Annotated in this window: 25 protein-coding genes, 1 tRNA gene and 1 pseudogene; 14 read left to right on the top strand and 13 right to left on the bottom strand. The window is 55.3% G+C overall.

Annotation, left to right across the window (positions count from 1 at the left end):
- A pseudogene (locus tag ABJZ52_RS06825) lies at nucleotides 1–109 on the top strand (IS5/IS1182 family transposase); the annotation flags it as partial.
- A gap of 249 nt (nucleotides 110–358) precedes the next feature.
- Here the strand turns inward: ABJZ52_RS06825 and msrA are convergent.
- Together msrA and ABJZ52_RS06815 are read right to left on the bottom strand one after the other, a co-directional pair.
- Complete coding sequence (gene msrA, locus ABJZ52_RS06820) at nucleotides 359–1006, bottom strand: peptide-methionine (S)-S-oxide reductase MsrA (RefSeq protein ID WP_348185025.1); 648 nt, start codon at nucleotides 1004–1006, stop codon at nucleotides 359–361.
- A gap of 256 nt (nucleotides 1007–1262) precedes the next feature.
- Nucleotides 1263–1592, bottom strand: a complete 330-nt coding sequence (locus tag ABJZ52_RS06815) for a hypothetical protein (protein ID WP_348185027.1) — start codon at nucleotides 1590–1592, stop codon at nucleotides 1263–1265.
- 328 nt (nucleotides 1593–1920) lie between these two features.
- On the opposite strand from ABJZ52_RS06815, the gene ABJZ52_RS06810 reads away from it, so the two are divergent.
- Nucleotides 1921–2010: transfer RNA gene (locus tag ABJZ52_RS06810), tRNA-Ser, on the top strand.
- A gap of 192 nt (nucleotides 2011–2202) precedes the next feature.
- Complete coding sequence (adhP, locus tag ABJZ52_RS06805; protein ID WP_348185029.1) at nucleotides 2203–3222, top strand: alcohol dehydrogenase AdhP; 1020 nt, start codon at nucleotides 2203–2205, stop codon at nucleotides 3220–3222.
- 53 nt (nucleotides 3223–3275) lie between these two features.
- Here the strand turns inward: adhP and ABJZ52_RS06800 are convergent, their stop codons facing one another.
- Both ABJZ52_RS06800 and ABJZ52_RS06795 read right to left on the bottom strand, forming a co-directional pair.
- Nucleotides 3276–4001, bottom strand: a complete 726-nt coding sequence (locus tag ABJZ52_RS06800; RefSeq protein WP_348185031.1) for a hypothetical protein — start codon at nucleotides 3999–4001, stop codon at nucleotides 3276–3278.
- A gap of 189 nt (nucleotides 4002–4190) precedes the next feature.
- Entirely contained in the window at nucleotides 4191–4709 is a 519-nt protein-coding gene (locus ABJZ52_RS06795; protein WP_348185033.1) for an ACT domain-containing protein, read from the bottom strand.
- A gap of 200 nt (nucleotides 4710–4909) precedes the next feature.
- On the opposite strand from ABJZ52_RS06795, the gene ABJZ52_RS06790 reads away from it, so the two are divergent.
- The gene (locus tag ABJZ52_RS06790) at nucleotides 4910–6199 is read left to right on the top strand and encodes an Hsp70 family protein (protein ID WP_348185035.1); all 1290 of its coding nucleotides are present in this window, start codon (nucleotides 4910–4912) and stop codon (nucleotides 6197–6199) included.
- 14 nt (nucleotides 6200–6213) lie between these two features.
- Here ABJZ52_RS06790 and ABJZ52_RS06785 read toward each other — a convergent pair whose 3' ends face one another.
- On the bottom strand, nucleotides 6214–7644 hold the full coding sequence (locus ABJZ52_RS06785) for a PepSY domain-containing protein (RefSeq protein ID WP_348185037.1): 1431 nt from the start codon (nucleotides 7642–7644) through the stop codon (nucleotides 6214–6216).
- Between the two features lie 79 nt (nucleotides 7645–7723).
- Nucleotides 7724–8128: a hypothetical protein gene (locus ABJZ52_RS06780; RefSeq protein ID WP_348185039.1), complete on the bottom strand. Its 405-nt coding sequence runs from the start codon at nucleotides 8126–8128 to the stop codon at nucleotides 7724–7726.
- 384 nt (nucleotides 8129–8512) lie between these two features.
- Here ABJZ52_RS06780 and ABJZ52_RS06775 point away from each other — a divergent pair, with 384 nt between their 5' ends.
- From ABJZ52_RS06775 to ABJZ52_RS06740, 8 genes are all read left to right on the top strand, one after another.
- Nucleotides 8513–8770 carry a DUF6732 family protein gene (locus tag ABJZ52_RS06775; protein ID WP_348185041.1) on the top strand — a complete coding sequence of 86 codons (258 nt, stop codon included), beginning with the start codon at nucleotides 8513–8515 and terminating at the stop codon, nucleotides 8768–8770.
- Nucleotides 8767–9858 (top strand): sirohydrochlorin chelatase, encoded by a 1092-nt coding sequence (locus ABJZ52_RS06770; RefSeq protein ID WP_348185043.1) that lies wholly within the window; start codon nucleotides 8767–8769, stop codon nucleotides 9856–9858. The genes ABJZ52_RS06775 and ABJZ52_RS06770 overlap by 4 nt, the downstream gene beginning before the upstream one ends.
- The gene (locus tag ABJZ52_RS06765) at nucleotides 9855–10526 is read left to right on the top strand and encodes a precorrin-8X methylmutase (RefSeq protein ID WP_348185045.1); all 672 of its coding nucleotides are present in this window, start codon (nucleotides 9855–9857) and stop codon (nucleotides 10524–10526) included. Before ABJZ52_RS06770 ends, ABJZ52_RS06765 begins: the two co-directional genes overlap by 4 nt.
- A 207-nt stretch (nucleotides 10527–10733) precedes the next feature.
- Entirely contained in the window at nucleotides 10734–11948 is a 1215-nt protein-coding gene (cbiE, locus tag ABJZ52_RS06760) for a precorrin-6y C5,15-methyltransferase (decarboxylating) subunit CbiE (RefSeq protein ID WP_348185047.1), read from the top strand.
- Nucleotides 11945–12670, top strand: coding sequence for a precorrin-2 C(20)-methyltransferase (cobI, locus tag ABJZ52_RS06755; RefSeq protein ID WP_348199895.1), 726 nt, complete (start codon nucleotides 11945–11947; stop codon nucleotides 12668–12670). The genes cbiE and cobI overlap by 4 nt, the downstream gene beginning before the upstream one ends.
- Nucleotides 12640–14481, top strand: a complete 1842-nt coding sequence (cobJ, locus tag ABJZ52_RS06750) for a precorrin-3B C(17)-methyltransferase (protein WP_348189369.1) — start codon at nucleotides 12640–12642, stop codon at nucleotides 14479–14481. Before cobI ends, cobJ begins: the two co-directional genes overlap by 31 nt.
- On the top strand, nucleotides 14478–15251 hold the full coding sequence (cobM, locus tag ABJZ52_RS06745; protein ID WP_348187979.1) for a precorrin-4 C(11)-methyltransferase: 774 nt from the start codon (nucleotides 14478–14480) through the stop codon (nucleotides 15249–15251). The genes cobJ and cobM overlap by 4 nt, the downstream gene beginning before the upstream one ends.
- A 31-nt stretch (nucleotides 15252–15282) precedes the next feature.
- A complete protein-coding gene (locus ABJZ52_RS06740) occupies nucleotides 15283–15648 on the top strand; it encodes a hypothetical protein (RefSeq protein WP_348187981.1) in 366 nt (121 codons plus the stop codon).
- 4 nt (nucleotides 15649–15652) lie between these two features.
- On the opposite strand, the gene ABJZ52_RS06735 is transcribed toward ABJZ52_RS06740, so the two are convergent.
- Both ABJZ52_RS06735 and cobA read right to left on the bottom strand, forming a co-directional pair.
- Entirely contained in the window at nucleotides 15653–16960 is a 1308-nt protein-coding gene (locus ABJZ52_RS06735) for a cobyrinate a,c-diamide synthase (protein ID WP_348189371.1), read from the bottom strand.
- Nucleotides 16957–17820: a uroporphyrinogen-III C-methyltransferase gene (gene cobA / locus ABJZ52_RS06730; RefSeq protein ID WP_348189373.1), complete on the bottom strand. Its 864-nt coding sequence runs from the start codon at nucleotides 17818–17820 to the stop codon at nucleotides 16957–16959. The genes ABJZ52_RS06735 and cobA overlap by 4 nt, the downstream gene beginning before the upstream one ends.
- Nucleotides 17821–17942: 122 nt before the next feature.
- Here cobA and ABJZ52_RS06725 point away from each other — a divergent pair, with 122 nt between their 5' ends.
- Together ABJZ52_RS06725 and ABJZ52_RS06720 are read left to right on the top strand one after the other, a co-directional pair.
- Nucleotides 17943–19037: a cobalt-precorrin-5B (C(1))-methyltransferase gene (locus tag ABJZ52_RS06725; RefSeq protein WP_348189375.1), complete on the top strand. Its 1095-nt coding sequence runs from the start codon at nucleotides 17943–17945 to the stop codon at nucleotides 19035–19037.
- Entirely contained in the window at nucleotides 19030–19815 is a 786-nt protein-coding gene (locus ABJZ52_RS06720) for a cobalt-precorrin-6A reductase (RefSeq protein WP_348189377.1), read from the top strand. The genes ABJZ52_RS06725 and ABJZ52_RS06720 overlap by 8 nt, the downstream gene beginning before the upstream one ends.
- On the opposite strand, the gene ABJZ52_RS06715 is transcribed toward ABJZ52_RS06720, so the two are convergent.
- From ABJZ52_RS06715 to ABJZ52_RS06695, 5 genes are all read right to left on the bottom strand, one after another.
- Complete coding sequence (locus tag ABJZ52_RS06715; RefSeq protein WP_348187802.1) at nucleotides 19790–20560, bottom strand: WecB/TagA/CpsF family glycosyltransferase; 771 nt, start codon at nucleotides 20558–20560, stop codon at nucleotides 19790–19792. The genes ABJZ52_RS06720 and ABJZ52_RS06715 overlap by 26 nt on opposite strands.
- 190 nt (nucleotides 20561–20750) lie before the next feature.
- On the bottom strand, nucleotides 20751–22418 hold the full coding sequence (locus ABJZ52_RS06710) for a GumC family protein (protein WP_348189380.1): 1668 nt from the start codon (nucleotides 22416–22418) through the stop codon (nucleotides 20751–20753).
- A gap of 42 nt (nucleotides 22419–22460) precedes the next feature.
- Nucleotides 22461–23456 (bottom strand): glycoside hydrolase family 5 protein, encoded by a 996-nt coding sequence (locus tag ABJZ52_RS06705; protein ID WP_348189749.1) that lies wholly within the window; start codon nucleotides 23454–23456, stop codon nucleotides 22461–22463.
- 74 nt (nucleotides 23457–23530) lie between these two features.
- A complete protein-coding gene (locus ABJZ52_RS06700) occupies nucleotides 23531–24613 on the bottom strand; it encodes an acyltransferase (protein ID WP_348189382.1) in 1083 nt (360 codons plus the stop codon).
- 18 nt (nucleotides 24614–24631) lie between these two features.
- A complete protein-coding gene (locus ABJZ52_RS06695; RefSeq protein WP_348189384.1) occupies nucleotides 24632–25861 on the bottom strand; it encodes a hypothetical protein in 1230 nt (409 codons plus the stop codon).
- Between the last annotated feature and the right edge of the window lie 103 nt (nucleotides 25862–25964).

The raw sequence follows: 25964 nt of genomic DNA, 5'->3' as shown, positions 1-25964 counted from the left end.
TCGTAACCGGCGCCTCGCCAAGGACTTCGAGAATACTCTCGAAAGCGCCACTGCCTGGATCTTCATGGCCTCCGTCCAGATGATCACCAGACGTGTCGCAACTCATTGAAAATGTTCAAGGGAATTTCGAGTCAGACTCTAACGTTATCTTTGGCTTTTGAACTCAGATGTGAAAAATCGACCCGTTAGCGATTCAATTCCTAATTGTATTTAGCCTGACACACCCAAAGGAGGCGGCGGCCGCACCGCCGCAAGCAACCTAAGTCAAGTGTTATCAACCAAGGAGAAATCTATCAATTTCAAACAATTGCAATATTTATCATAGTCACAATTACTGATTGCGCACGAAGGAAGCCAATTAGCCAACGCAGGAAACGCCTGTCCCCCTCAGTGCGCAGTAACCCGAGGGGTTCTTCGCCAAATACTGCTGGTGATAGTCTTCAGCATAGTAGAACGCATCAAGCATCGAAACTTCCGTAGTGATAGCAGCAGGACGTCCCGCATCCTTCAGAGCCTGCTGAAAGGAAGCGCGCGAGTTTTCGGCCACACCAAGATCGTCGGCTGCCGAGACATAAATCGCCGATCGATACTGTGTTCCTGTGTCATTGCCCTGCCGCATGCCCTGTGTCGGATCGTGATTTTCCCAAAACAGCTTAAGCAGGGCATTGAGTGTGACCTTTCCGGGGTCATAGACTACGAGAACAACCTCCGTGTGGCCTGTTCGGCCCGTGCAGGTCTCGTTGTAGGTCGGATTGGGCGTATGACCACCTGCATATCCGACCGCACTCACCCAAACGCCATGCGTCTCCCAAAACAGACGCTCTGCGCCCCAGAAACAGCCCATCCCGAGGACAACCGTCTTGTGCCCCTCCGGGAATGGCCCGGTCAGAGATCTTCCCGAGACGAAATGCGCGTTTTCCGGAACGATCGGCTCATCACGCCCCGGCAGTGCCTCAACCGCATTTGGCAATGTAAATTTTTTCGTCAGCATCGTCATGAAAGACATAGGGGCTCCTTTTGCCGCGAACCAATGGTAGTTCAGCGCATCGCGACTTTAGTTCTAAAGATGGCATTCCCGTCGCGGTTAGCAAGACCAATATGGCGATCAATGCAGGCTCACGATTGAAGCCGCATTGAACTCTGAAATGGAGGGCGAACTAAAACAGACAATTGAATCTCTTGCCTATCTGCGACGGCAGCCCCCCCGCCCACCGTCGACCAGTGTCGGCTGAAACAGGCCATGTGCACAAAGGGCCTGATCCCTAGAACGCAATCGCAGTGGTATCACGCGATCTCGTGCGCCCGATCCACAGGCAGATGACACCCAAGATCGAGCAGCCAACCCAAACCGGCCAGCTCAGAAACGTTTCAAGGACCGGATCCCAGAGAAACGGAGCACCGCTTGTCTCAAGGCCTGCACGTATCTCAGCAAGGCTGTCGGCTGAAAGACTCATCCAAAAATCAAACGATGATAGTAAAACCAGCTCCGATTGGCCGATCGTACGGCTGCCATCCGAGATCATCGCCACGAGAGCAGCCGCCAACAGAAACGAACCGATAACCCTCAGCAAGAAACGCAAGACTATAAACATTACACAAAGTCCACTTCTCTCCCATCAAGCCCATTAGAGCTTTTAATTATTATATTTCCCGTCTCGAAAACCATCGAACCGCAATATCGGTTCCATCGAAAGCTCAGACTTGAGCGCATAAAGAAATTAATTCAAAAGCATCCTATCTCAGCTTTCTGCCGCGATGCAATTTTCAATGTATGCACTCTTTCGTGATGCTGTTCTGTGATGCGCAACACAGACAATCCACAGGCAGCGGGACGTTCGGAAAAAACTGCCTTTGCTGCTTGCGCTTCCGTTTTTCGTCAGTATATTGCGCGACTTGCAGGCGGGCCTTACCGCTGCGAATGGACAGGTGGCCGAGTGGCTGAAGGCGCACGCCTGGAACGCGTGTATACGGGCAACCGTATCGAGGGTTCGAATCCCTCTCTGTCCGCCATTTTATTTTCGTTTCGCCGACTGGCGACCCGGAGACCAAAAGTTCTCGTTTCGGGCTTCGCTCGCTCTCTCCGACAGTGTGGCAAGAATCTGGTCGACTACGGAAAAACCCGTAGGGTCTCCTGCGTATTGTCAACAACGACAGCAGACGAGACTATTCCCGCGCTTGCATTGCAAATTCGCGGGAAATTCCATGTCCAATGAAATGAAAGCGGCTGTGGTACGTGCCTTTGGGGCGCCACTTGATATCTCTTCCGTCAAACGGCCCGAAGCTAAACCCGGCAAAATTTTGGTAAAGATAGAAGCCTGCGGCGTTTGTCACACAGACCTTCACGCAGTCGAAGGCGACTGGCCGGTCAAGCCGGCTCCACCTTTCATCCCCGGACATGAGGGCGTCGGCTACGTCTGCGAGGTTGGCGCGGGCGTTACCACTGTGAAGGAAGGCGATCGCGTTGGCGTACCCTGGCTTCACACGGCCTGTGGTCATTGCCGTCACTGTGTCGGAGGCTGGGAGACGCTTTGCCCTGACCAGCAAAACACCGGCTACAGTGTGAACGGCGGTTTCGCCGAATATGTTCTGGCCGATCCGGAGTACGTTGGACATCTGCCTGACGGTCTTGCCTTCGCGCCGGCAGCGCCGATCCTTTGCGCTGGCGTTACGGTCTACAAAGGCTTGAAAGAGACCGATACAAAACCGGGCGATACGATTGTCATTGTTGGCGTTGGCGGCCTTGGCCATCTTGCTGTGCAATACGCAAAAGCGATGGGACGGCACGTGGTGGCTGTCGACATCTCGGATAGCAAACTCGCTCTTGCAAAAAAGCTCGGCGCCGACGCAGTGATCAATGCCGCCAACACTGACCCGGTCAAGGAACTTCAGAGCGGCGGCGGCGCAGAGGGCGTTCTGGTTACTGCCGTCTCCAACACCTCCTTCTCTCAAGGTGTCGGCATGCTGGGCCGTGGCGGCACCATGAGCTTGGTCGGCCTGCCGCCAGGCGACTTTCCGCTGCCGATCTTCGACACTGTTTTGATGCGAAAAACCATTCGTGGCTCCATCGTGGGAACACGAAATGACCTTATGGAGTCACTGCAATTTGCCGCAGAGGGCAAGGTGGCCTCCCACTACACCGAGGACTCGCTCGACAATATCAACGCGATTTTCGACAAGATGCGCATTGGTGGCATTGACGGTCGAGTTGTGATGACGCTCTAAAATCTCGCTCAAGGAGGAGGCTTTTGCCGGAAACCACACCGGACTGCCTTTCCCTACCTTGAAAGCGCCAGGTGACCTTTGCGCAGAAGTTGAAGTGTCGCCTGCATCATGCGACCGCGCAGGGGCTCCGCTGCGGCCCACCCCCCGGTTCCAATGTTGACCGCGTCCAAGTTTCGGTCGGGCGATGCGTCATCTTCGCTGCCCGCACGTTCCTGGCGACGTTGGAGCCATTCAGGTTGGAAAGATCGTTTATCCGCAGCACTGTACCCCGCCGTTTCATAAGGCGAGGTTGAAACTTGAGTTGAGCCTTCTGTACCGGTTTCTTGATCGGCAGGGGCATGTCTTTTGCAAGCCGCTTCGATCATTCCAGATGCGCACTCCCCAAGAGCCCAAAGCTCATGAGGCCACGCCGGCTCAAAATCAGATGCAAGGCCGTCTGCCGTTTCAAAGGGAACCGGCAGACGGCTCACTTGCCAGTCGAAGATCTTCACGGGCAAACAGGCGCGTTGGCCAGCAACCTCTATCGGTGGAAGTGGCCCTTCCAGGTGCTCGAGCAGGCCCAGCGCCCACAAGACTGCCGTGAACGCTCCCAGGCCGACGTCCTGATCTCCGCTCTCGACCGCCCGAACGGTCTCCTCACGAAGGAAGAGGCAGGCCGCGCAGGTCGACTGGCTCAGGCCCATTTCCTGGCGTGCAGCTGCAATATCGCGTCCCCATCCCTGCAAGAGCTCGTTGATAGAGCCTGCAGAAGGCGTATGGGCGCATCTAGTGTTAGCCATGAGGTATCAGTGTCCCTGATTTCCGCGCCAATCGCGTGGCAGGGCAAAACGCTAACACCAGCCTTTCAGCCAGAAAAACACCGGTTGGGACTTATAAACATTTGCGGGAAGTCGTGGCTCTTGAAGCCCTGACAGAATCTGCAGCGCACTATTTTTGCTTCGAGACTTGGCCGTTTCGTCAATCCAGTTTCAATCAATCAAGTTGATATCTGCCATCATATCGGCTGCCGTTTCCTGAAGTGCCTCACCCAATTCACCAGGCTCAAGGCCATCGGGAAGTCTCAAGTCAGCAGACGCCTTGAACAGCTTTTCACCTGACATGGAACCTTGCACGACTGCTGTCTCCAAATGCTCGATGCTCACGCTGTGTTCGTTGAGAACCTTGGTGATCTGCCTGAGAATTCCCGGGTGATCCTGTGACACCAGATCGAGGTGAGCGGCGCATCCACTCGGCGCTTCTGCGCGCGCAACATCGGAACGCAGTGTAATCGCTATGCCATCAGTGAGCAGCGCATCAAATCTCTGGTGCAGGCCGCCCAGCGAATCCGGGTCGACATCAACGCTGACGATCCCGGCGAATTCACCGCCAAGCCGCGCCATTGAACTTTCGACCCAATTTCCGCCGGAGTCCGCGATTGCTTCTGCCAAGCGGTCGACAAGGCCGGGACGGTCCTGTGCAATCACAGTAAAAACCAGATGGCTGGTCACATCGAAACTCCTCGGTTCTTTCCTCAGGACCACAGTAGTTCAGGCTTGTGACAATCGGCAATCCAGATAAAAAATCCACATTCCTCTTTCCCGGGATTGCCTTGGGCCTGCCTGGCGGTTAAGAAGCCCGCCCTTCCCAGTGTCCGAAATTCTGCGCGGTTGAATGTGCCCCGCTGCAGTTAAAGCCTCAAGGTATTCCCATGCCCAAAGCCTATGGTCTCGACTTTGGAACGTCCAATACTGTGCTTGCTGCCTGTAACAGTGGCGCAGCGGCCACGCAATTGACCTTCGGAACAGACAAAGAGATCCAGTCCGGCATTGCGACACTTCTGAGCTTTCTGGACAGAAGTCCCGGTGGTTTACCCCTTGCAGCGGTCGGCCCCTGGGCCATTCAGCAATTTCTTGAGCATATGGGCGATGTCCGCTTCATCCAGTCGCTGAAGACATTCGTCGCGAGCAAGCAGTTCAAAGGCACCGGCGTCTTCGGCAGCCCATATGACTTCGAAAGCCTCATGAGAACCTTCGTGCATGGCGCGTTCACACATTTGAGCGCACCGATGAACGCGAATGGCGCCCGCCTCGTGGTCGGCCGCCCCGTGATCTTTGCGGGCAATGCGCCCGACGAAGAGCTCGCCATGGCACGCTACCGAAAGGCACTTGCGTCGTTTGGTTTTGACGACATCCTGTTTGTCTACGAACCGGTTGCCGCAGCATTTTCTTTTGCCCAGCGCCTGGAGCAGGATGCACTTGTTCTTGTCGCTGACTTTGGCGGCGGCACGAGCGATTACTCCTTGATGAGATTTTCGCGCAAAGGCGGTGTTTTGAAAGCGACACCTCTTGGAAGAGGCGGTGTCGGCGTCGCCGGCGACACATTCGATTATCGGATCATCGACAATGTCATCCTGCCGGAGCTGGGCAAAGGCAGCCACTACAAGAGCATGGGCAAGGTCCTCGAAGTGCCGCCAAACCTGTTTTCCAATTTTGCCCGGTGGCACCTGCTCTCCGTCTTCAAGGCTTCGGACGATTACAAGGAGATGAAGAAGCTGCTGCGCTGGTGCGTCGAGCCGGACAAGATTGAGCTTTTCATTGATCTGGTAGACGAAGATCAGGGTTATCCGCTCTACAAGGCCGTTTCTGACGCCAAGGCGAAGCTCTCCAGCCAAGATAGTGTGGAATTGCGATTCGAACCTCTGGGCAGGGACTTCGAAGTTACCGTAACACGATCAGAATTTGACAGCTGGATTGCCGAGGACCTCGGTCGCATGGACAAGGCCCTGGACCAGACACTGGCCGCAGCCGGTATCGCCGACGCAGACGTCGATCAGGTTTTCCTGACAGGCGGGACGTCCTTCGTTCCTGCGCTTAGGTCCATGTTTCAAGCAAGATTTGGAGCCTCGAAACTGGCCGGCGGCGAAGAACTCTCATCCATTGCCACCGGCCTTGCACTTATCGGCGCACGTGAAGACGCCGGTGACTGGGCGCTCGCATAAAGCGCCCAGTTTTATCAGGCGAAGGCGCTGCGTAGCGCCGGGATGCGGGACAGAACGAGAATATCGAGCGCAAGCGCCACGATCAGAGCCAGCCCTGCCAGCGGAAACGCGAGTGACACAATCAGCATGACCAGCATGGCTCCGCGCCAATGCGGGCGATTTTCAGGCACACGTGGTGCGAAGAGACGAGCAGCGCTCTTCGCCGGTCGACGCATCCACCACATGACCACACCGCTGACCGACAGAAAGATCACGGACAGGCAGACGAATGTGTTCAGGACAAGGTTCCAAAGCCCCATGAGGCCCATATGGAACGGTGTTCCGACTGCCATTGCTTTTCCCGCCAGCGAGTAATCGGCAAAGGCGACGTTTGCGAGCACATTGCCTGTGTAACGATCAATATGGACCGTTCTATCGGAAAAGGGATCCTCGGCATCCGCGCTCATCGTGTCCTGGTTGATCGTCCAGACGCCATTCTCTCCATTAGGATAGGAGACCCGATAACGCGCGTTGAAACCCAGTTTGTGTGCGAGCGCCGCAATGCTGTCGACAGTTACCGGTGCACCGCTCACGATACTCGCGGTGCCCGCGTCTGAACCGGATGCCGGCATAGGCGTCTGCTCCAGCGCCCAAGGCACATCTGTGCGTGGTGCGTGGTTCATCGATGCATGGGTATCGTCCGAGAGCGGCACGTTGTCCCATTTCTCGGCGGGAAACGTGCTCCAGGCCTGCATGATCTTACTGCCCCAGATACCTGTCCAGGACATGCCGGTGATCAGGAAGAGCAGGAGAAAAACCGAGACATAGACCCCAATAACCGTGTGCAGGCTCTGCCAAAGCGCGCGGCCCGAGGCCTTCAAGTTCGGAACAAAGGCCTGCAGGAAGGAAGCCTCACGCGGCCACCAGAGATAGAGGCCCGTAATGATCATCACGATGCTCAAGCCGGCGGCGATTTCAAGAAAGCGATCACCAGTGGTTCCCATCATGAGATCACTGTGGATGCCGTCTGCAAAGTCGTACCAGCCACTGCGCCGTGGCCACGTCTCGACCACTTCGCCCGTGTATGGATTAACCGCAACCATACTCTGTGCACCATCCTCGGCCTTGACGCGGAAGACCGATGGGTTTTCAGGCCCCCTAGCCTTGAGCCATTCGACCAATTTGCTGCCGGGAATGGCAGCAATCGCATTATCAGCCTGCTCCGAAACACTGAGCACAATTGCGTTCTGTTGAACCGGGATCTTGAGATAGCCGCCATCCCGACCATCAACGTAGCCGATGTACATCATCGCCAGACCGGTGATGGCCAGGATCGTCAGAAAGGGAATGACGAACAGACCGGCATAAAAATGCCAGCGCCAGGCCGCCAGATAGAATGGGGATTTTATAGCCGTCGACGTCGCGGCTCGCTCGGCTCCGACATCTTTCGGGTTCGAAGTGGACATATTGCTTTCCTCTCCCCGCACGCGTGGCCATGCCGCCACATGCTGGATTGACATCAATTTTCAGGTTTTGAATGGAGTGTCAGATGGAAAGCGGCGGGGCTCTGGCGCCAACGCAAGGAACCGCCGCGGGATGGCAGACGGCCCTTTGACCAGCTGGCCAAATGATGCGTTCCGCGGCGGGAGAACTTTGAACAGAGAAGCGTTCGACGGCCACATGATTTTGGCCGAGGGCAGAAAACGGACACAGGCCAGAGACTTGCTCCGTATCGTCACCGTCTTCGTCAGGAACGAAGGCACCGTTCTCGCCAAGAACGACGGATTGGAGTCCATCGGATGTACAAATGACGACCGTGAACTGCCCGTCGCTTGTAACTTCGGGCATGAAGCCGGAAGGAATCAGCAAGCCAAGCAGAAGCGGCAGCAGCGCCAAAACCTTGACGGCTGACCTCAACTCCCTCAGCGCTTCTCGCAAACCCGACCGCATTAACAGTGTTCCCCAGTTGAACATCGGTTAGCCGAAGAGCCTCAAGACTGCAATATCAAACGACGCCGCAGGCATTGGGCCGCCGTCACGAGAACCACGGCCTCAGACTTTTTCCTCTCGGATTGGAGGTTGATCCCCAGGAGCGCGTCCACTAGCTTGTCGCGACTAGACGGCGTCCATTTAAGGACTGAAAGCGATTCTGGTGACGGTCGACCCATTTCGGGGACCCAGTCCAGAGCTGTCGACGCAGAATGCTCTCCCGACATCCAAATGGACGCCGGGTGTCGGTATATTGCGCCGCTTTCTCTCCCTTCTCGGCGCGATGAGTAAAACGCACATTGGTGATACACCCCTGTGCGACAATGAAAGAGGGAGACGCCTTTCATGACGATCACTTCGATACGCTGGCCGGCCACCCTTGCCTTGGCCGCAATCATTTCTGGTGCGCCTACTCTGGCGTTGGCGCATGTCGGACATCTGGGCGAACTTGCGGGCCACTCCCATTGGGTTGGCGTCGCTGCGCTCGCTGGAGCCGCACTCGTCGCTGGCGTCGCGGCCCTCAAAGGCAGAAGGAGGTCGGATGAAAGAGCCGACCAGGCACCGCCACAGGACGTTGACGGCGAAACAGAGGCCGCACGATGACCGAAAAACTTGGTCTGATGATTTGCGGCCACGGCAGCCGCAACAAGGGCGCAGTCAAGCAATTTGCGCAGCTCGCAGAAGGGCTGAAGCAACGCTTCCCAAACTGGCCAGTTGAGTATGGCTATCTTGAATTTGCCAACCCGGTCATTCACGACGGGCTCAACAAACTTCGCGAAGCAGGTTGCACACATGTGCTGGCTGTGCCGGGAATGCTGTTTGCAGCGGGCCACGCAAAGAATGATATCCCCTCTGTTTTGAACACCTATCAGGCCCAACATCCTGATATGAAGATCACCTATGGCAGGGAGCTGGCAGTCGATGTGCGAATGATCCAGGCTGCTGGAGCCCGGATCGAAGAAGCTCTTGACGCTGCTTCTGGTGACGTGCCTATGCACGAGACACTTTTGATGGTCGTGGGACGCGGAGCCTCGGACCCGGATGCCAACTCCAACGTCGCCAAGATAACCCGGCTGCTTTGGGAAGGAATGGGATTCGGCTGGGCCGAAACCTGCTATTCAGGTGTCACCTTTCCACTTGTCGCGCCCGGCCTCGAACATTCAGCCAAGCTTGGATACAAGCGCATCGTCGTGTTTCCCTATTTCCTTTTTACCGGCGTTTTGGTGCAGCGAATTTATTCGAACACAGACGAAGTTGCGGCAAACCACCCGGACATCGAGTTCCTGAAAGCCGGCTACCTGAATGATCATCCGCAAGTGATCGATACGATGGCCGACCGTGTGCAGGAAATCCTGCAAGGCGCCAATCTGATGAACTGTCAGATGTGCAAGTACCGGGAACAGGTGCTGGGCTTTGAAGCTGAGGTGGGTCTGGCTCAGGAAAGTCATCATCATCATGTTGAAGGCCTCGGCGCCAAAGCTGAGTGCAGGCTGTGCGACGAACTCTGCACCGGCGCCTGCGAAGAAAAAGTGCGCGCTGCCGGTCACCACCATCATGACCATGCCCATCACGACCATGAGCACTCGCATGGTCATACGCATTCGCACGATCATGAACACGACCACCACCATCACCCCTATCCACACGCTGACCACCCCCTCGGTCCCAAGTCCATGGACAAAAAGGGGTGAGCGAACTTTCGACCACTGGCCTTCAGTATTGCTATGAGCACGACCCTTCGGCGATCTACCGGCAATCCTTTGCAACGGTGCGTTCGGAGGCGGCCCTTGACCGCCTACCAAAGCAGATGGAACCCGTCGCAATACGTTTGATCCATGCTTGTGGCATGACGGATATTGTTGATGATCTGATGTTTTCTTCAGATGCCGTCGAGGTGGGACAAGCAGCACTGTCGAAGGGTGCGCCGATCCTGACAGATGTTGAGATGGTTGCGCATGGCATCATCAGGTCCAGGCTGAAAGCTGGCAATGAGGTCCTTTGCACGTTGAATGACACACGCGTCCCGGCTCTTGCAGGCGACTTGGCGACCACACGATCCGCCGCTGCGATAGAACTTTGGCGAGATAGGCTCGAAGGTGCTGTCGTTGCAATCGGCAATGCTCCGACGGCCCTCTTCCACCTGCTTGAAACGATTGCCGGAGGAGGGCCGAGGCCGGCAATCATCCTCGGCTTTCCTGTCGGGTTCGTGGGTGCTGCCGAATCCAAGGACGCGCTTGCTGACAATCCGTTTTCCTTGCCTTATCTGGCAATCAGAGGTCGGCGCGGCGGATCCGCAATGGCGGCAGCAGCGGTGAATGCGCTCGCTGCAGGTCTGCCAGAGGAAAACGTTCATGGTTGAGGCACCCAAAAAACCAGGACGTCTATCAACCGGCGGCGATAAATCCTTGCGATCTCGCGGGTTTTTATCTCATGGCAGCTCCGCCTCTCAGCAGGGAGTAAAGCCAAAGCGCTCGCGCGGAACGCTGCGCCACCAAGAAGCGAATGACGCCTCACCGCGCGAACTGGACGCACCGAAGCCGCGTCGCCCCTATTCGTTGGACGAACAATGAGCGCGCCTTGGCTTTCCCTGATCGGAATTGGAGAAGATGGCAGCGTGTCAGAAGCGGCGAGAGAGCTGCTGGCGAATGCGGCGGTTGTCTATGGCGGCGAGCGTCACTTTGCACTTGCGGGCGTTTTTGAAGGCGAGAAAAGAACCTGGCCGAGTCCTTTTTCAAAGGTCTACGACGAGCTCAAATCCCTTGTGGCCACACCTGTCGCGATTCTGGCAACTGGTGATCCGCAATGGTACGGCATTGGCTCGACCCTGGTGCGCCAGTTTGCCCCTGAAGACATGCAAATCTTCCCGGTCCCGTCCGCGTTCCAACTGGCCGCGTCTCGAATGCATTGGCCAGTGCAAGACGTCGACTGCATTTCACTACACGGAAGGCCTGTCGAAAACCTGCACTGTTTTCTCTATCCTGGCGCACGCATCCTAGCCCTGACAAGCAACGCAGAAACTCCACAACGCGTCGCCGACATTCTGGCTGACGCTGGTTTCGGTCAGACACGGATGACCGTTCTTGAACATCTGGGCGGCAGGGACGAGCGAATTGTTTCCGCGACCGCCGAAAATTGGCAAGCAGATGTCGCCGACTTCCATACACTCGCCCTGAACGTGACAGCAGATCAGGGAACACGTTTCCTGCCGCGCGTCCCCGGACTTCCAGATGACGCTTTTCGCCACGATGGCAAGATGACCAAACGCGAGGTGAGGGCGACCACTCTCGCGGCCTTGATGCCACATCCTGGTGCGCTCCTGTGGGACATCGGCGCCGGTTGTGGCTCGATCGGAATTGAATGGATGCGCGCTGCACGAAACGCAAAGGCAATAGGACTCGAGCCTCATGCGGAGCGGCGGGCGATGGCACTGGGAAATGCTCTCGCACTCGGTGTCACTGGACTGGACATAAGAGACGCTTCTGCTCCGGAAGCGCTTGATGACCTTCCTCGACCGGACGCCATCTTCATCGGAGGAGGCCTCACGGCAGACGGTATCATCGAGAACTGCCACAACGCGCTCCAACCTGGAGGGCGGCTGGTGGCAAATGCCGTGACGCTAGAAGGCGAAGCCATTTTGCTGCGCGCACGACAACACTTCGGCGGAGAACTCAGCCGTATTTCAATCCAGCGAGCAAGCCCTGTTGGTGACCTGACCGGTTGGCGACCGTTGATGCCCGTAACCCAATGGGCGTTGGTGAAAGGGAGCCAGACATCAATATGAGCGGAACTCTTTATGGCATCGGTCTTGGTCCGGGTGATCCCGAATTGATGACCCTGAAGGCCCATCGACTGATCACGGCGGCGCAAGTCATCGCTTATCCTGCGCCTGACACCGGGCCGAGCTTTGCACGATCCATCGCTGCGGAGTTCATTCCGCAGAATGTGCGCGAGATCCCAATCGTGGTGCCAATGCGGGTTGACCGCTTCCCGGCGCAGCAGATCTACGACAAGGCAGCGCTTGAGATTGCTCAAGTGCTTGAGGGTGGCACGGACGTCGTGGTTCTCTGCGAGGGAGATCCGTTCTTCTACGGCTCATTCATGTATCTGTTCGAACGGCTATCAGGTCGCTTTGCGTGTGAAGTAGTGCCGGGTGTCACGTCACTGACAGCTTGCGCTGCCCAACTGCAGCGTCCCCTGACAAGCCGTACAGATGTCTTGACCGTGATACCTGGCCCTCTCTCTGACGAAGACATCCGGCGCCGTATCGCAGACGCCCAGGCAATCGCGATCATGAAAGTCGGACGTCACCTGCCCCGGCTCAAGGCGCTGCTTGAGGAGCTTGGCCTTCTTGAGCAGGCCGGGTATGTCGAACGCGCCAGCCTGCCGGAACAAAAGGCCTCCCGGCTGGTAGATCTCGACAGCGAAACTGCCCCTTATTTCTCCATGATCCTCATCTACAAGGGAGACGAAGCGTGGACGCTTCCCCCATCGTTCTCGTCCTGAACTCCGTCGGCCTCGAGACCGCACAGCGAATAGAAGCCAGCCTTCCAGGTGCAGCAATCCACGGATTGGCCGGCCGGATTCGTGCGGCCGATACGCTGTTCAGTGAAACAGTCGATCACATCAAAATGCTGTTCAGTGCCGGGCATCCCATCATCGGTGTCTGCGCCAGCGGGATTCTGATCAGGGCTCTGGCACCTCTTTTGTCGGATAAGCGAAACGAACCTCCGGTTATCGCCATTTCCGAAGACGGGACGAGTGTTGTTCCTCTGCTTGGTGGCCATAGAGGAGCGAATGACCTTGCCCGGCAGCTTGCTGTCGCCCTTTCTGGTCATGCCGCGGTCACGACCGCCGGGGACACCGCCCTCGGGGTGGCCCTCGATGCGCCTCCATCAGGATGGACATTAGGCAATCCCGAAGACGCCAAGCCTGTGATGGCGGAGCTGCTCTCCGGCGCTTCCGTTCGTATCGAAGGAACCGCTCAATGGCTTGAGGCCGCGGATCTCAAACAGTCTGCTTCTGCACCGATCACCCTTGTCGCTACAGAAGCTCGAGATACCGGTTCGCCGACCCGCCTTGTCTTCCACCCCAAAACCCACGTGATCGGTGTGGGATGCGCGCGCGGTTGCGAGCCGGCGGAATTGATGGAGCTGGTTACAGAGACACTTGATACCGCTGGTATCGCTAAAGGCAGCGTCGCCTGTGTGACCAGTCTGGATCTCAAGGCAGATGAGCCGGCAATGAACGCGCTTGCCGCATCCCTTGATGTGCCGTTCCGGGTCTTTCCTGCGGAACGGCTCGAGGTCGAAACGCCCAGGCTGAAAAACCCCTCAGATGTTGTTTTCAAAGAGGTCGGATGTCATGGCGTCAGCGAAGGCTCCGCGCTTGCCAGCGTCGGGCCGGAAGGCGTTCTCGTAGTCGAAAAACAAAAGACCGAAAATGCCACCGTTGCAATCGCCCGTGCATCCTCCCCGGTGGACCCAGCAGGCATAGGTCGCCGACGCGGCCATTTGTCGGTCATTGGCATCGGCCCGGGAGCAGATGACTGGCGTACGCCCGAAGCGACTCGGCTTCTGGCAGAAGCTGAAGATGTAGTCGGCTATTCGCTCTACCTTGAAATCGTGGCCTCTCACATCACCGGCAAAACCCATCACAACTTCCCGCTCGGCGCAGAGCAGGACCGGGTTCGTTTTGCACTTGAGCGCGCCGGCGAAGGACACAACGTCGCCCTGGTGTGTTCCGGCGACTCCGGCATTTATGCCATGGGCGCCCTCGTCTATGAACTTCTAGACCGGGATGTAGAAAACGGCGGCGTATCAGATGCCGCACGACGGGTTTCCATCATCAACGCTCCTGGCATTTCTGCGCTTCAGGCTGCCTCCGCGCGCATCGGCGCGCCGCTCGGGCACGACTTCTGCGCAATCTCGCTTTCCGATTTGCTCACACCGTGGGAATCGATCGAAAAGCGCCTGCAAGCGGCGGCAGAAGGCGATTTCGTGATCGCTTTCTACAATCCCGTTTCCAAGCGGCGGCGCACGCAGCTGGCGGCAGCGCGGGAAATTTTGCTGAAGCACCGCCCCGCAGATACGCCGGTTGTTTTGGGCTTCAATCTCGGGCGACCAGAAGAAACAGTCCGAGTCACAACCTTGGAAGCACTGACCGTGGACGAAGTTGACATGTTGACCACAGTGCTCGTCGGTTCATCCAACAGCCGCGCTGTTGTCCGTGGTGACGGCAAACCATTTGTCTACACGCCGCGCGGATACGCCAAGCGGATCGATGCGCCCAGCGAAGCGGCAGGAGAGATTGCATGACCGTTCATTTCATTGGCGCCGGCCCAGGCGACCCGGACTTGATCACCGTTCGTGGACTGAAACTGATCCAGTCTTGCCCCGTCTGTCTCTATGCAGGTTCTCTTGTTCCGGAACAAATCGTCGCTGCTGCGCCAGGAGACGCGCGCGTGATTGATACCGCACCAATGCATCTCGACGAGATCATCGCCGAAATCAAGGACGCGCACGACAAGGGATTTGATGTCGCTCGAGTCCATTCCGGCGATCCGTCGATCTACGGCGCGACCGCAGAACAGATGCGACGGCTCGATGCCCTCGGGATCAACTACGAAGTCACACCCGGCGTCCCTGCCTTTGCCGCTGCGGCAGCTGCGCTGAAGACCGAACTTACAATTCCTGAGGTCGCTCAGACGGTCATCGTCACCCGAACGACCATGCAAAGCTCGGCCATGCCGAACAACGAGGACCTCGAAACCCTTGGCAAGAGTGGAGCCACGTTGGCCATCCACCTTTCGATCCGCAATCTTCGTGAGATCGAGAGGCAGCTGACGCCGCTTTATGGCGCCGATTGCCCAGTCATCGTCGCCTACCGTGTCGGCTGGCCTGATCAGGACTTCATTCACGGAACATTGTCGGACATCGCAGACAAGGTTCGAAAATCCAAAATCACAAGGACCGCCTTGATCTTTGTTGGACACGCCTTAAAGCCGGCTGACGACTTTCGAGACAGTGCCTTGTATGATGCCGATCATGTGCACGTTCTGCGGCCGAAGAAAAAGGCAAAGGGGTAGGTCTTCGGTTATTGTTGATGGAGAGGCTACGATGGACTTTACGATATTTATATCCCTACTGACTGCTTTCGGTTTCGGGTCCATCGTCACCGCTCTCGTCCAGTCTTGGATATCGAAAAAGTTCAAAATTGATCAACGTAGTTTCGATGAAAGAAAGGCTGCCTACATCGGCCTCTTAGAAGCTTATCATAAGGCAGCGATTGAAGGCTCAGACGCAGCGGCAAAAGAGTTCGCATATTGGCAAATGAGGTGCGAGCTCGTGTCCCCCCCTACGGTGCGTCGCGCCATCCAGGAAATGATTGAAACTAACGATGATGCTAACGCGCGGCATATTGCGCAGGAAAATTTAGAACAAGAACTACGAAAAGATCTGAAGATTTCGAATTTCGCAGAATAGAGGCTCATCTAGCACAGATCACATGGGCAAAGGAGCCCATGACGCTCCCGTTGCGCAGGCCCATGTCCTCCAGAATGGTTCCTTCTGCATCCTGCGCAGCGAACAGCCTGTCTGCAGCGCCTTCACGGATTACAGTCGCATAGTGGAACTCGTGAGCTGAAAGGACGCCACTCCAAGGAATATCGCATTTGGACTCGACCGCCCTGTAACCCAGATGACGCTTGCGCTGAGCAAAACTCGTTTCTAGAGGTAGGAGGCCTGACATTTCGTACGAAATTCCGTTCGCATCAATCAGCGCCTCGCCCAGCGCCATGTAGCCACCACATTCGCCGTAGACCAGTTTTCCGCGAGCCGCTGCCAAACGTAGGCCAGTCTTGAAGCCGGCGGCAACTGCGAGCTTGCCGGCGTGCAATTCGGGATAGCCCCCGGGTAGAAAAATCGCATCAGCGTCATTTGGCGGGCCTTCATCAACCAGCGGCGAAAAGAAACTGAGTTCGGCACCAGCTTTTTTCCATCCATCCAGCAAATGCGGATAGGCAAATGAAAAAGCCACATCTCGCGCGATCGCTATGCGCTGGCCAAGTGGCGGCAGTTTGCCACGGCCTGTTGTCGCACAATGAACGATCGAACCTGTAGCCTGCTGCAAGCCATCAAGATCGATCTGATTTGCACAAAGGTTGGCAGCTCCGTCCAGAAACAGTTCGAGCTCATCATGCTCTCCTGCCTGTACCAACCCGAGATGCCGTTCTGGCAGAGCAAGCCGATCATCTCGGGCCAACGCTCCGAAAATCGGAACAGCAAGTGGCTCGAGAGCGCGCCTCAACATAGCCTCATGCCTTGAACTACCGACCCGGTTCAGGATCAATCCCGCGATAGAAAGATCCCTGCGAAAGTGCTGAAAGCCGGAAACCAAAGCTGCGACGGACTGCGCCTGCTTGGCGCAGTCAATCACCATCACCACTGGTATTTTGAGCGCGGCAGCGAGGTCCGCCGCAGAGCCTCGGCCATTGGCAGCCCCGTCGAAGAGACCCATGGCCCCCTCGACCACAAGGAGCTCGGCACCATTGGCTTGATCAAGTGCAAGCGTTCGGATCTGGTCGACAGGCATGGCCCAGGCATCGAGATTGATACAGGGAGACCCACTCGCTGCTTCATGAAACTTCGGATCGATGTAATCCGGTCCGGATTTGGCCGAGGCAACTGCTATTCCCCGGTTCCGAAGCGCTCTGAGAAGCGCAAGCGTCACTGTAGTCTTTCCAGCGCCAGACTGAGGTGCGGCAATCAAGACGCCTTTGGACACTGAACTCGTCATCCAACGTCAGTCGAGCGAGCTGCATTAAGGCCGAGTGGATCAGAATTCAGTAGACGGCCGGATAGGGCGCCCATCCAGTCAAGCCCGGAGCGCAGACGCACCACCTCGCCAACACAGACGATAGCAGGCGGGGCGATGCCGGCAGTTGCGGCATCAACGGCGCAATTGCCGAGTGTCGTCTCCAACACCTCTTGTCCGGCTAAGGAAGCGTTGCACACAATACCCACAGGTTCGTCCACAGACCTTCCACCGGCAATCAATTTGCCGGCTATCGCCTCCAGGTGCTTCATCGCCATATACATAACGATCACCGGAGAGCCTTTCGCGATTCCATCCCAATTGACAGCGTCTGGCGTAAGCCCGGTCTGATCATGTCCGGTGAGGAAGGTAACCGCTTGATTGGTATCCCGGTGGGTTGCCGGAATGCCGGCGTAGGCCAGACCACCTATGCCTGCGGTGATACCGGGTATGACTCGGAACGGAACGCCCGCGCCGACAAGGCCGAGCGCCTCTTCACCACCGCGGCCGAAGACAAATGGATCTCCACCTTTCAGCCGCAACACCTTCTTGCCTGCCTTGGCATATTCGATCAATTTCAAGGTGATATCACGCTGCTTCGGGCTCGGTTTGCCGCCGCGCTTCCCAGCATAGTCGGTAATCGCATCAGCTTTCGCCCAAGACAGAATACTCTGGTCAACCAGAGCGTCATAAACAACCACATCCGCCTGACGAAGACCGTTCAGAGCATGCAGTGTCAGCAACCCGGGATCACCGGGGCCAGCACCTGCGAGCCACACCCAGCCAGCTTCTAAAATGGGAAGGCCTTCAGGAACCTTGATCTGTTCTGCATTGATCGACATAGATCTTTTCTATCTGGCCCTGGCGGCAACGCCAAGCGCAGATATGAGGAGAAAGCCTGCTACTTCAACATGTGGTGCCAAAGCACAGATACATGGTTTGAAATTATGGCTATAAAGGCCTCATGAGCGGGACAAAGCCGACAGAACTAAGACGTGGGTGGACCACTGGCGCCTGCGCCACAGGTGCAACCAAGGCTGCGTTTCAAGCCCTTGCGACCGGCACGTTCCCCGATCCGGTGGAGATTGTGCTCCCTCGCGGTGGAACAACGTCATTTGCTTTAGCCGGACACGCCTTGGAAGAGGGGCGCGCCTATGCGGCAATCATCAAGGATGCAGGCGACGACCCGGACGTCACTCACGGCGCATTGGTCAGGGTTGATGTTCGCCGGCTGCAACCTGGCAGTGGTGTTGTTTTCAAGGCAGGAAAAGGCGTCGGAACCGTAACGCGGCCCGGGCTTCCAATTCCTCCGGGAGAGCCGGCTATCAACCCGGTTCCGCGCCAAATGATTAGCCAGGCGATTGCCGACGTCGCAGTGGCGACTGGAGAACCTGGCGACCTCGAGGTCACTGTCTCCATCGAAAACGGTGAAGCTCTTGCTGAAAAGACGCTGAACGGCCGACTTGGTATCATCGGCGGCCTTTCGATACTGGGTACGACCGGTATTGTTCGCCCGTTCTCCTGTGCGGCCTGGATTGCGTCCATTCACCGTGGCATCGATGTTGCCCGTGCGACAGGCCTGTCCCATGTGGTTGCTGCTACGGGGTCCACATCTGAAGAGGCAGTACGTGCCCGCTATGATCTCGATGATGCCGCTTATCTCGATATGGGTGACTTTGCCGGCGGTCTTTTGAAATATCTCCGTGCTCATCCAGTTCCGAAGCTGACCATGTCGGGTGGCTTTGCGAAGTTCACCAAACTCGCCCAAGGCGCATTGGATCTCCATTCCGCGCGCAGCCAGGTCGACTTTGCATTTTTGGCGAAGCTTCTTGAAGAGGCGCATGCGCCCGCCGACATGATCCGAAAGAGCCTTGACGCCAATACAGCCAAGGAAGTTCTGGATCGCGCCAGGGTGCAAGGCATCGATATCAGTCATCCACTCGCTCAAGAAACCAAGGCAGCGGTCAGAAGGATTTTGCGAGATGCCCCAATCGACATTCAGATTCTGATCGTCGATCGGTCGGGCAATGTCACCGGAGAGGCGGGATGGGATGAGTAGCAGGCCCAAGATCCTGCTGTTGGCAGGTACCTACGAGGCTCGACAGCTTGCTAGTCTGCTCAGAGAACGTTTTCCGCGCGCTCATGTCACCGCGTCCTTCGCAGGCGTCGTGCACGACCTGCCGGACCTCGGCGTCGAAACACGTATTGGTGGATTTGGCGGTGTCGAAGGCCTCGTTGATTACCTCAGGCAAACCAGTACATCGCTCGTTATCGACGCAACACATCCGTATGCCTCGCAGATGAGTTGGAATGCGGCCAAAGCCACGATGTCCGCCGACGTCGCCCTGTTGAGGCTCGACCGTCCTGCCTGGCAACCTGTTCGAGGCGATAACTGGATCAAAGCAGAAGATCTGCGAGCTGCAAATCAGTTGCTATCCAGCGGATCCAGGGTCTTTCTTTCCGTCGGGCGCAAGGAGGTCTCTGTCTTCTTTGGCAGATCCGATCTGTGGGCGATGGCGAGGATGATCGAGCCTCCGCCTGTGCCCCTGCCCGGCACCTGGCATCTTGAACTGGCCCGTCCCGGGAAAAGTGCCGTGGAAGAAATGCAGCTTCTTCAGCGGCACAAAATTACATGCATCGTTTCAAAGAATAGCGGCGGCGAGCGATCCTACGCCAAGATTGAAGCAGCACGATCGCTGGGATTGCCGGTCATCATGTTAGCGCGTCCAAACTTGCCAAAGGAACAGACCGCACCGAATGTGAAAAGCGCTTTGCTCATGGCCGACGAAATGCTGGGTTTTGGCGATCTCTCTAAGTCCTGGATCTCAGCCGATTGATCGCCAGTAAGAAACGGGGGATGCCGACCACGTAGCGCTTCCACAGCCTTGTCGGCTCCTGGAGCAGGCGAAAAAGCCATTCAAGACCAAGCGCCTGCACAACCTTTGGTGCGCGAACAACGCTTCCCGACATGAAATCAAACAGCGCGCCTACACCTATGCAGACGGTTGCATCAATCCGGTCACGATTCTCGACGATAAATCTTTCCTGCGCCGGGTTCCCCATCGCAACCAAAAGCAGGTCTGGATTGACTGAGGAAATCTGAGCACAAACAGCTTCGTTGTCCTCCGGCTGAAAATATCCGTTTCGGCATCCAACCACCTGGTGTTGCGGATAGTCTTGCTCGATGACCTGTCGCGTCCTTTGCAGCACTTCTTCGCGAGCCCCCAGGAGAAACACGCGCATCGGAGTTCGGATCGAACTGAGCACGTACGGAATGAGGTCCGTGCCGTTCAAATTGTCCGGAAAGGCATGGCCATGCAAAATCAAACTGGCCAGATTGGCTCCCGCGCCATCATTTAGAAGCGTCATATGCTGAAGTGTCTCAGCAAAGCGCGGGTCGTCGAACGCGGTCAGGATTGTATGGGCATTGCAAATCGCAATCGCCGTTTTCTGTTTGCCCAGAACAGAATCCTCGACGAGATCAACCGCAGCCGATCGATCCAGCCTCAAGATTTCCAACGGACCAATTGCAACTGTCTCGCAGTCTTTCTGCAGTCCCAAATCCATCTGAGGCGCAAGCATCGAAGTGACCTAATTGAACAAATATTTTGTTGTTACTCATGTTGTCGCATGAGGTTTTTGACAGGTCTAAAGTAGGCGCGATTCAGTAATTCCGAGTTAAAAACGGCAGAGATTTCAATCAATGGTTAATGACTTGATAAAAACAGGCGGAAATTTCGTGGCTTTATTCCGGATGTTGGCAAAGGCTACATCAGTCCCGAAACGAAAAATATGAGCGTATGACAGGATGGCGAGAAATACGTCTCGATATCGCATAAGCAAGTCCAAGTCCGAAACCCAAAACAGCTCCACCGAATGCACCGGCAACAAGCAGAACACTCCGGCCAGGACCGTCCGCGGTTAGCGGCGGTTCAGCACCGCTCAAAACTCTCACTATGTTCTGGGAGATGTTCTGCTCTTCATTTGTTTCGCGTGTCCTTTTCAACACTGCTTCATAGATTTCGCGAGCAGCTGACGCCTGAAGTTCCAAATCGTTGAGCTTGACTTCACTCGGCGCGCTGCTGAGCTTCAGCGCTTTTTGGGTCGCAAGTTCCTTTGCCGTATCCTGCTCGGCCTTTTCAGCTTGTGCCAACTCCGACTTGGCGATTGACGCGATCCTCTGCATTTCAAGGCGTATTTCCGAACGGATCCCCTGAAGTGACGCTTGGGCTGCCAAGAGCGATGGATGCCTGGCTCCCATCTGACTTTGCATTTGCCCGACGGTCGCCGCGATAGAAGCATATTGGCGTCGAAGCTCGACAAGGGTGGCCGAAGAAACTTCTGTATCACTGGCCCCCACGACCAGTTCTTCAAGCGTCAAACGGCTAGCAGCCTCGACTTTTGCTCTCGCCTCAATGGTCTTCTGCTGCAGCTCCACCAGAGAAGTGTTGAGCGCAGCCAGGCGGTCTTCGGAAATTAAATCGCCCTTGGCTGTCACCAAATCATTTTGAGCCCGATACTCCTCAACCGCGCTTTCGGCGGCTTGTACCTTGGCGCTTAGCTCAGCGAGGCGGCGATCAAAAGCGTCGGTCAGGCCCTGGTATCTATCGGCCGCTGCACTGTTCTCATATTCGAAGAAGGAGCCAACGATCGCATTTGCGATTTCTGCCGATTTGGCAGCGTTGTCGGTGGTCACACCCAGCTTAACGATATAGGAACTGCCATCCCGCCCGACCGAAACAGCCTGCCTCAGATTCTCGGCGACAGCGTATGCCATTGTCGAACCCGCACCTGGAACGCCGAACTGGGAATCTGTTTCAAGCTGGAGCGCTTCGACCGCACCCTGGAGCACGGTGTTCGACGTCAGAACCTGAACCTGGCTTGAAATAAGCGCAGATATGGCCGCTTGGGAGGGTGCACCTTGGGCTTGGCTATCCAAATTGAACTGAATCTGGTTTGGGTCGAAGTAGAGAGTCGACTGAGCCGTAAATTCTCTTGGTGAGATCCACATGGCCGCTGCACCCAGCGACATTCCGAGAATAATCAAGAGCAAAATAAACCGACGACATTCATAGGCTGACTCGATCAGCGTCCGGATATCCAGTATCGGCTCATCTGCCTCGATCATCGGAATGTAGCGGTATGTGCTTCTTGTCGACGACGGCACATCGGTGCGTTGCATTACGAGTTTTCGGCGCGGCAGAGGCTCCGCTGGCCCAATGTTGCGACCCTGCTGCGGCGGGGCGAGATACTCATATTTCCGAGCACGCCGTTCTACGAGATCAGATTGGATCCGATCATGGCCTCGAGATGAATAGGTGCCATACTTCTTGTGGCGAGACGGACGTTCCCGCTGGCCTCTGGCGCGCCTGGGCATCTCGTAATCATATTCATCGTAGTCGTCGTCAAACCAGCTCATTCGCCGCTTGAAGCTCCGCATTCCACATGTCCAGGCAGTAGGGAGAGCTTAGGTAAAAAGCGGTTAATTTAATGTTGAGCAGTTTTGACCTCCAGCCTCAAAGCGAGGTTGGAGAACAGCCGCCAACTGCGGTCTATCGCCAGCGTCCGTTGGCTGAATATTATTGCCTTCGGATTCTGGCCACCAGTCACCGGCCGCCCAGTATGTCCAACCGAGCCAAAGATCTGGTGACTCATTCATCGTCTTTACCATTGCGGCAAGTCCAGCCAGACAGGCGCTATCTTTCGATCCGCCAAATTCGCCAAGGAACCCTCGTGCGTCGTGTTCCTTCAACCAATGTGAAAAGTTCTGAAGAGCATCATTGGCGAGCTCCGCATTGGGGCACGTCTCGTGGGTTCCAGACAGGTCTTCGTCAAGATATTGATGAACCTCATAGGCGAAGTTGGCATCAGGATCCAAAACTCCAGCCATTACCGTGCCATTGGCGCCCCCTACAATTTCATGCTCCCAACTGGATGCGCCGCTCCAGATCGTGCCAGGAACAAGAATGAGATTCTTTGCGCCGGCAGCCCGAATCCCGGCAATTGCCCGATTTGCGGCCACGAGCCAATCAGGCGCGGGGATGTCGTAAGGCTCATTCATCAAACCGAAGATTATATCTTCGTCATTGGCAAACTCGAGTGCGAGTCGAACCCAGAAATCGGCAAAAGAGACAGACGTAAGTCCCGCCGTCATAAGACGTATTCCGTCATAGTACCCAAAATTATGCGGATCCAAAATGACCTTCATTCCATTCGCACGAATGAGCTCGACCGCTTCTCGTAATTTCGTCAGTTCTTCTTGGTCAAGCTTTTCTCCAAGAACCGGCTGAAGCCGCTCCCACTTGAAGGGAAGGCGAACGATATTCATTCCCTTGGCAGCAAAATACCGCACTGTCTTCTCTGACGGATAGATGTAGTTGGTCCCGTATATGCCCGAGGCGTCACCATATTCTGCGCCGGAGATATTCACTCCCCGAAAGCAAAGACCGGTCTCTTCTGCCTCTACGCGCATTGTCATGATGGCCAAGAAAATGCTGCCGACCAGAACACTCAACAAGAGCGAACCTGGAATTCGATATCGACTGCTGCTCATCATGCGGTACCGCCTTTCGAACCAGCGGGTATCGCCCCCTTTTCCGACTTCACTGCCTTACTCTGACGCCTTTCTTTAAACTTCCGAGCGATTGGGAGTTCAAAAAACTGATAAACCAACATAGCGAAGAAAATTGAGTTCAATATGCAAACCGCGACGAATAAAAATTCGTTCTCGGTCCACCCGAACGGCAATCTCGCGAATAAAACCCGTGTCCCGGCAAGAACAAATACATGCGTGATGTACAAGCTGTAAGAGGCATCTCCGAGATAGTGGATAAAACGAAGCTCTCTTAGACGGGAAAAATCGAGCGATACCAAACAGTAGACCACGATAGATGCCGGCAAACCTGCCACCAAAAACCGTGCCACCTCCCACTCCTGATTTTCACCAATCAGAAGAACGCAGAAACTTAACATCGCAAGTGTAATCGCAATGCCTTCCGGAGCGAGCTTCTTAGCCAAATACAGTTTGGCGATCAGGACACCCATCAAGAATTCAAAGACTATCGAGTTTCCATAAAATCGCCCCGCGACAGACTGGGGCGCAAGGGCATTGGCGGCAACAAACATAGCCAGAAGCACTATCATCAACAAAGCCGGTCTTGCACCTTGTGGCACGAATAGAAGGCCTCCGAAGACGATGTAAAAGTACATCTCATAATTTAGTGTCCAACCGGGGATAACCACTGGGGCGATCATTGCGCCAGTTAAGTCAGCAGGGTTCATCCAGGGAACGAAGAACAGCGACGCAAGGAGATGCGGAAGATCAAATGTTGTCGACTTGAGATAGCTAGGCAGCAAGAACGCAACCGCCGCAGCGAGTAAAGTAAAAAGCCAATAGAGAGGGACGATCCGCTCGATACGACGTCTATAGAATTCTCGAAGGCTCGTTTGTTTGCCAGCTGTCGTGAACCACATCACGAACCCGCTCGTGACGAAGAACAGATCTACACCGGTTTCTCCGAGGATTGGCAACTGCAACGCGGGAGACGAATACAGCTTTGGTAGCTGCAAGATTGTGTGAAAATATACCACCAGCAATGCTGCAATTGCCCGGAGGTATTGGAGCTGGATCAGCATAAAGTTCTCCCGGCCGGGTCACTGAGCGCGCGCATATGTAGGTTTTATATTGTCTGCAGATGCTTTTCGGTCTGGAAATTTCATGTGTCCGGCCAGCAACCAAAGGAGAGCCGCAATTTTGATCGAGAAGACCGCGGTCCCACCGATCATCATGTTCATGAAAACAAAAACAGAGAGTGAATGGATGAATCGCCTTTCCTCAGGTGTATCGCAGGCCGGATATAGCCCGACAAACAGCCAGAGGAATACAAGACTGAAAATAGTCCCGATTACAACCACATAGATATATCCACTATCTCCCAATGAAGATGCAATCTCCGCAGAAAAGCCCAACTGCGTCGGCCAATCCAGGTCTGCAAATTTCCTCATCGTGAAAACCACGCGGCCCGGAATATTGTCCCCCGTTGCATCCGGTTTAAGAATAAAGACCAAGACGCCCATCAGTAGAATAAACGGCATGACAAGAAGGCTAAAGAGCCGCGGCAGCAGCGGGAAGATGAAGTACCCGATGAACGAAATCAGGGCAAATATCAGCATTGTGCGTGTATCGTTGGTCAGCAAAATCAAAGTGATCGTAGAGACATAGAACAGCCTTTCAAACGGCGAAAAGCGCTTCCAGAGAGTTAGAAGATAGATCATCATCACACCGGAGAAATTCGCCAATGAGACCTGTTCAAGAAACAGTGAAGATGACCTGTGGCCAATTATTCCGAAGGTGAAGCGCCCTTCAAAGCCCAGCGCATTTCGAAAGAGCTTTGAATCCACGACCGTGAAAAGCTCAACACCACGTGTGTTGGCAAAATACTTGGCCGGGTAAAAAAGGTCCCCGTATTGATCAACAAAAAATATCTCCATCAGGAGAACCAAGAAAATCAAAACGCTGACGGATTTGAATACTAGATTTATCGTGGAAAAACTGCACCAAGATCCAATCGTAACGAAGCAGAAAATTATCAATATATTTCGAATGTAATCCGGATATATTTGCTTGTTAATCACAGATACATAAACAGCAAGAAAAATAGTTATGATCAGATAAATCAATGGCGCTAGATCTTCCTCATAGATTCCGCGCCGAATAATCAGCAGCAGCAACACGAGCAAGATCGCAAGTTCGGTGATAGCAACTGATGTAAAGTTCAGATCAAGAACATGCGCGTTAATCACCGCAAGCGCAGCATTGTAGAAGGTAGCTAGCAATACCAATAGAGCTACAAAAACGCCGGGCTTTTCAGAGTTTTCGATCACGGGCATCCCATACGAATTGCCAGATAACACCATATGAATTTGGAACAACCGCCGCCGCCAAATCTCGCTTCTGAGTCTAGCGCATCGAACCTCAAGGCCAAAC

Source organism: Roseibium sp. (assembly GCF_039982295.1).
GTDB lineage: Bacteria > Pseudomonadota > Alphaproteobacteria > Rhizobiales > Stappiaceae > Roseibium.
This window is presented reverse-complemented; position numbering and strand designations above follow the sequence as displayed.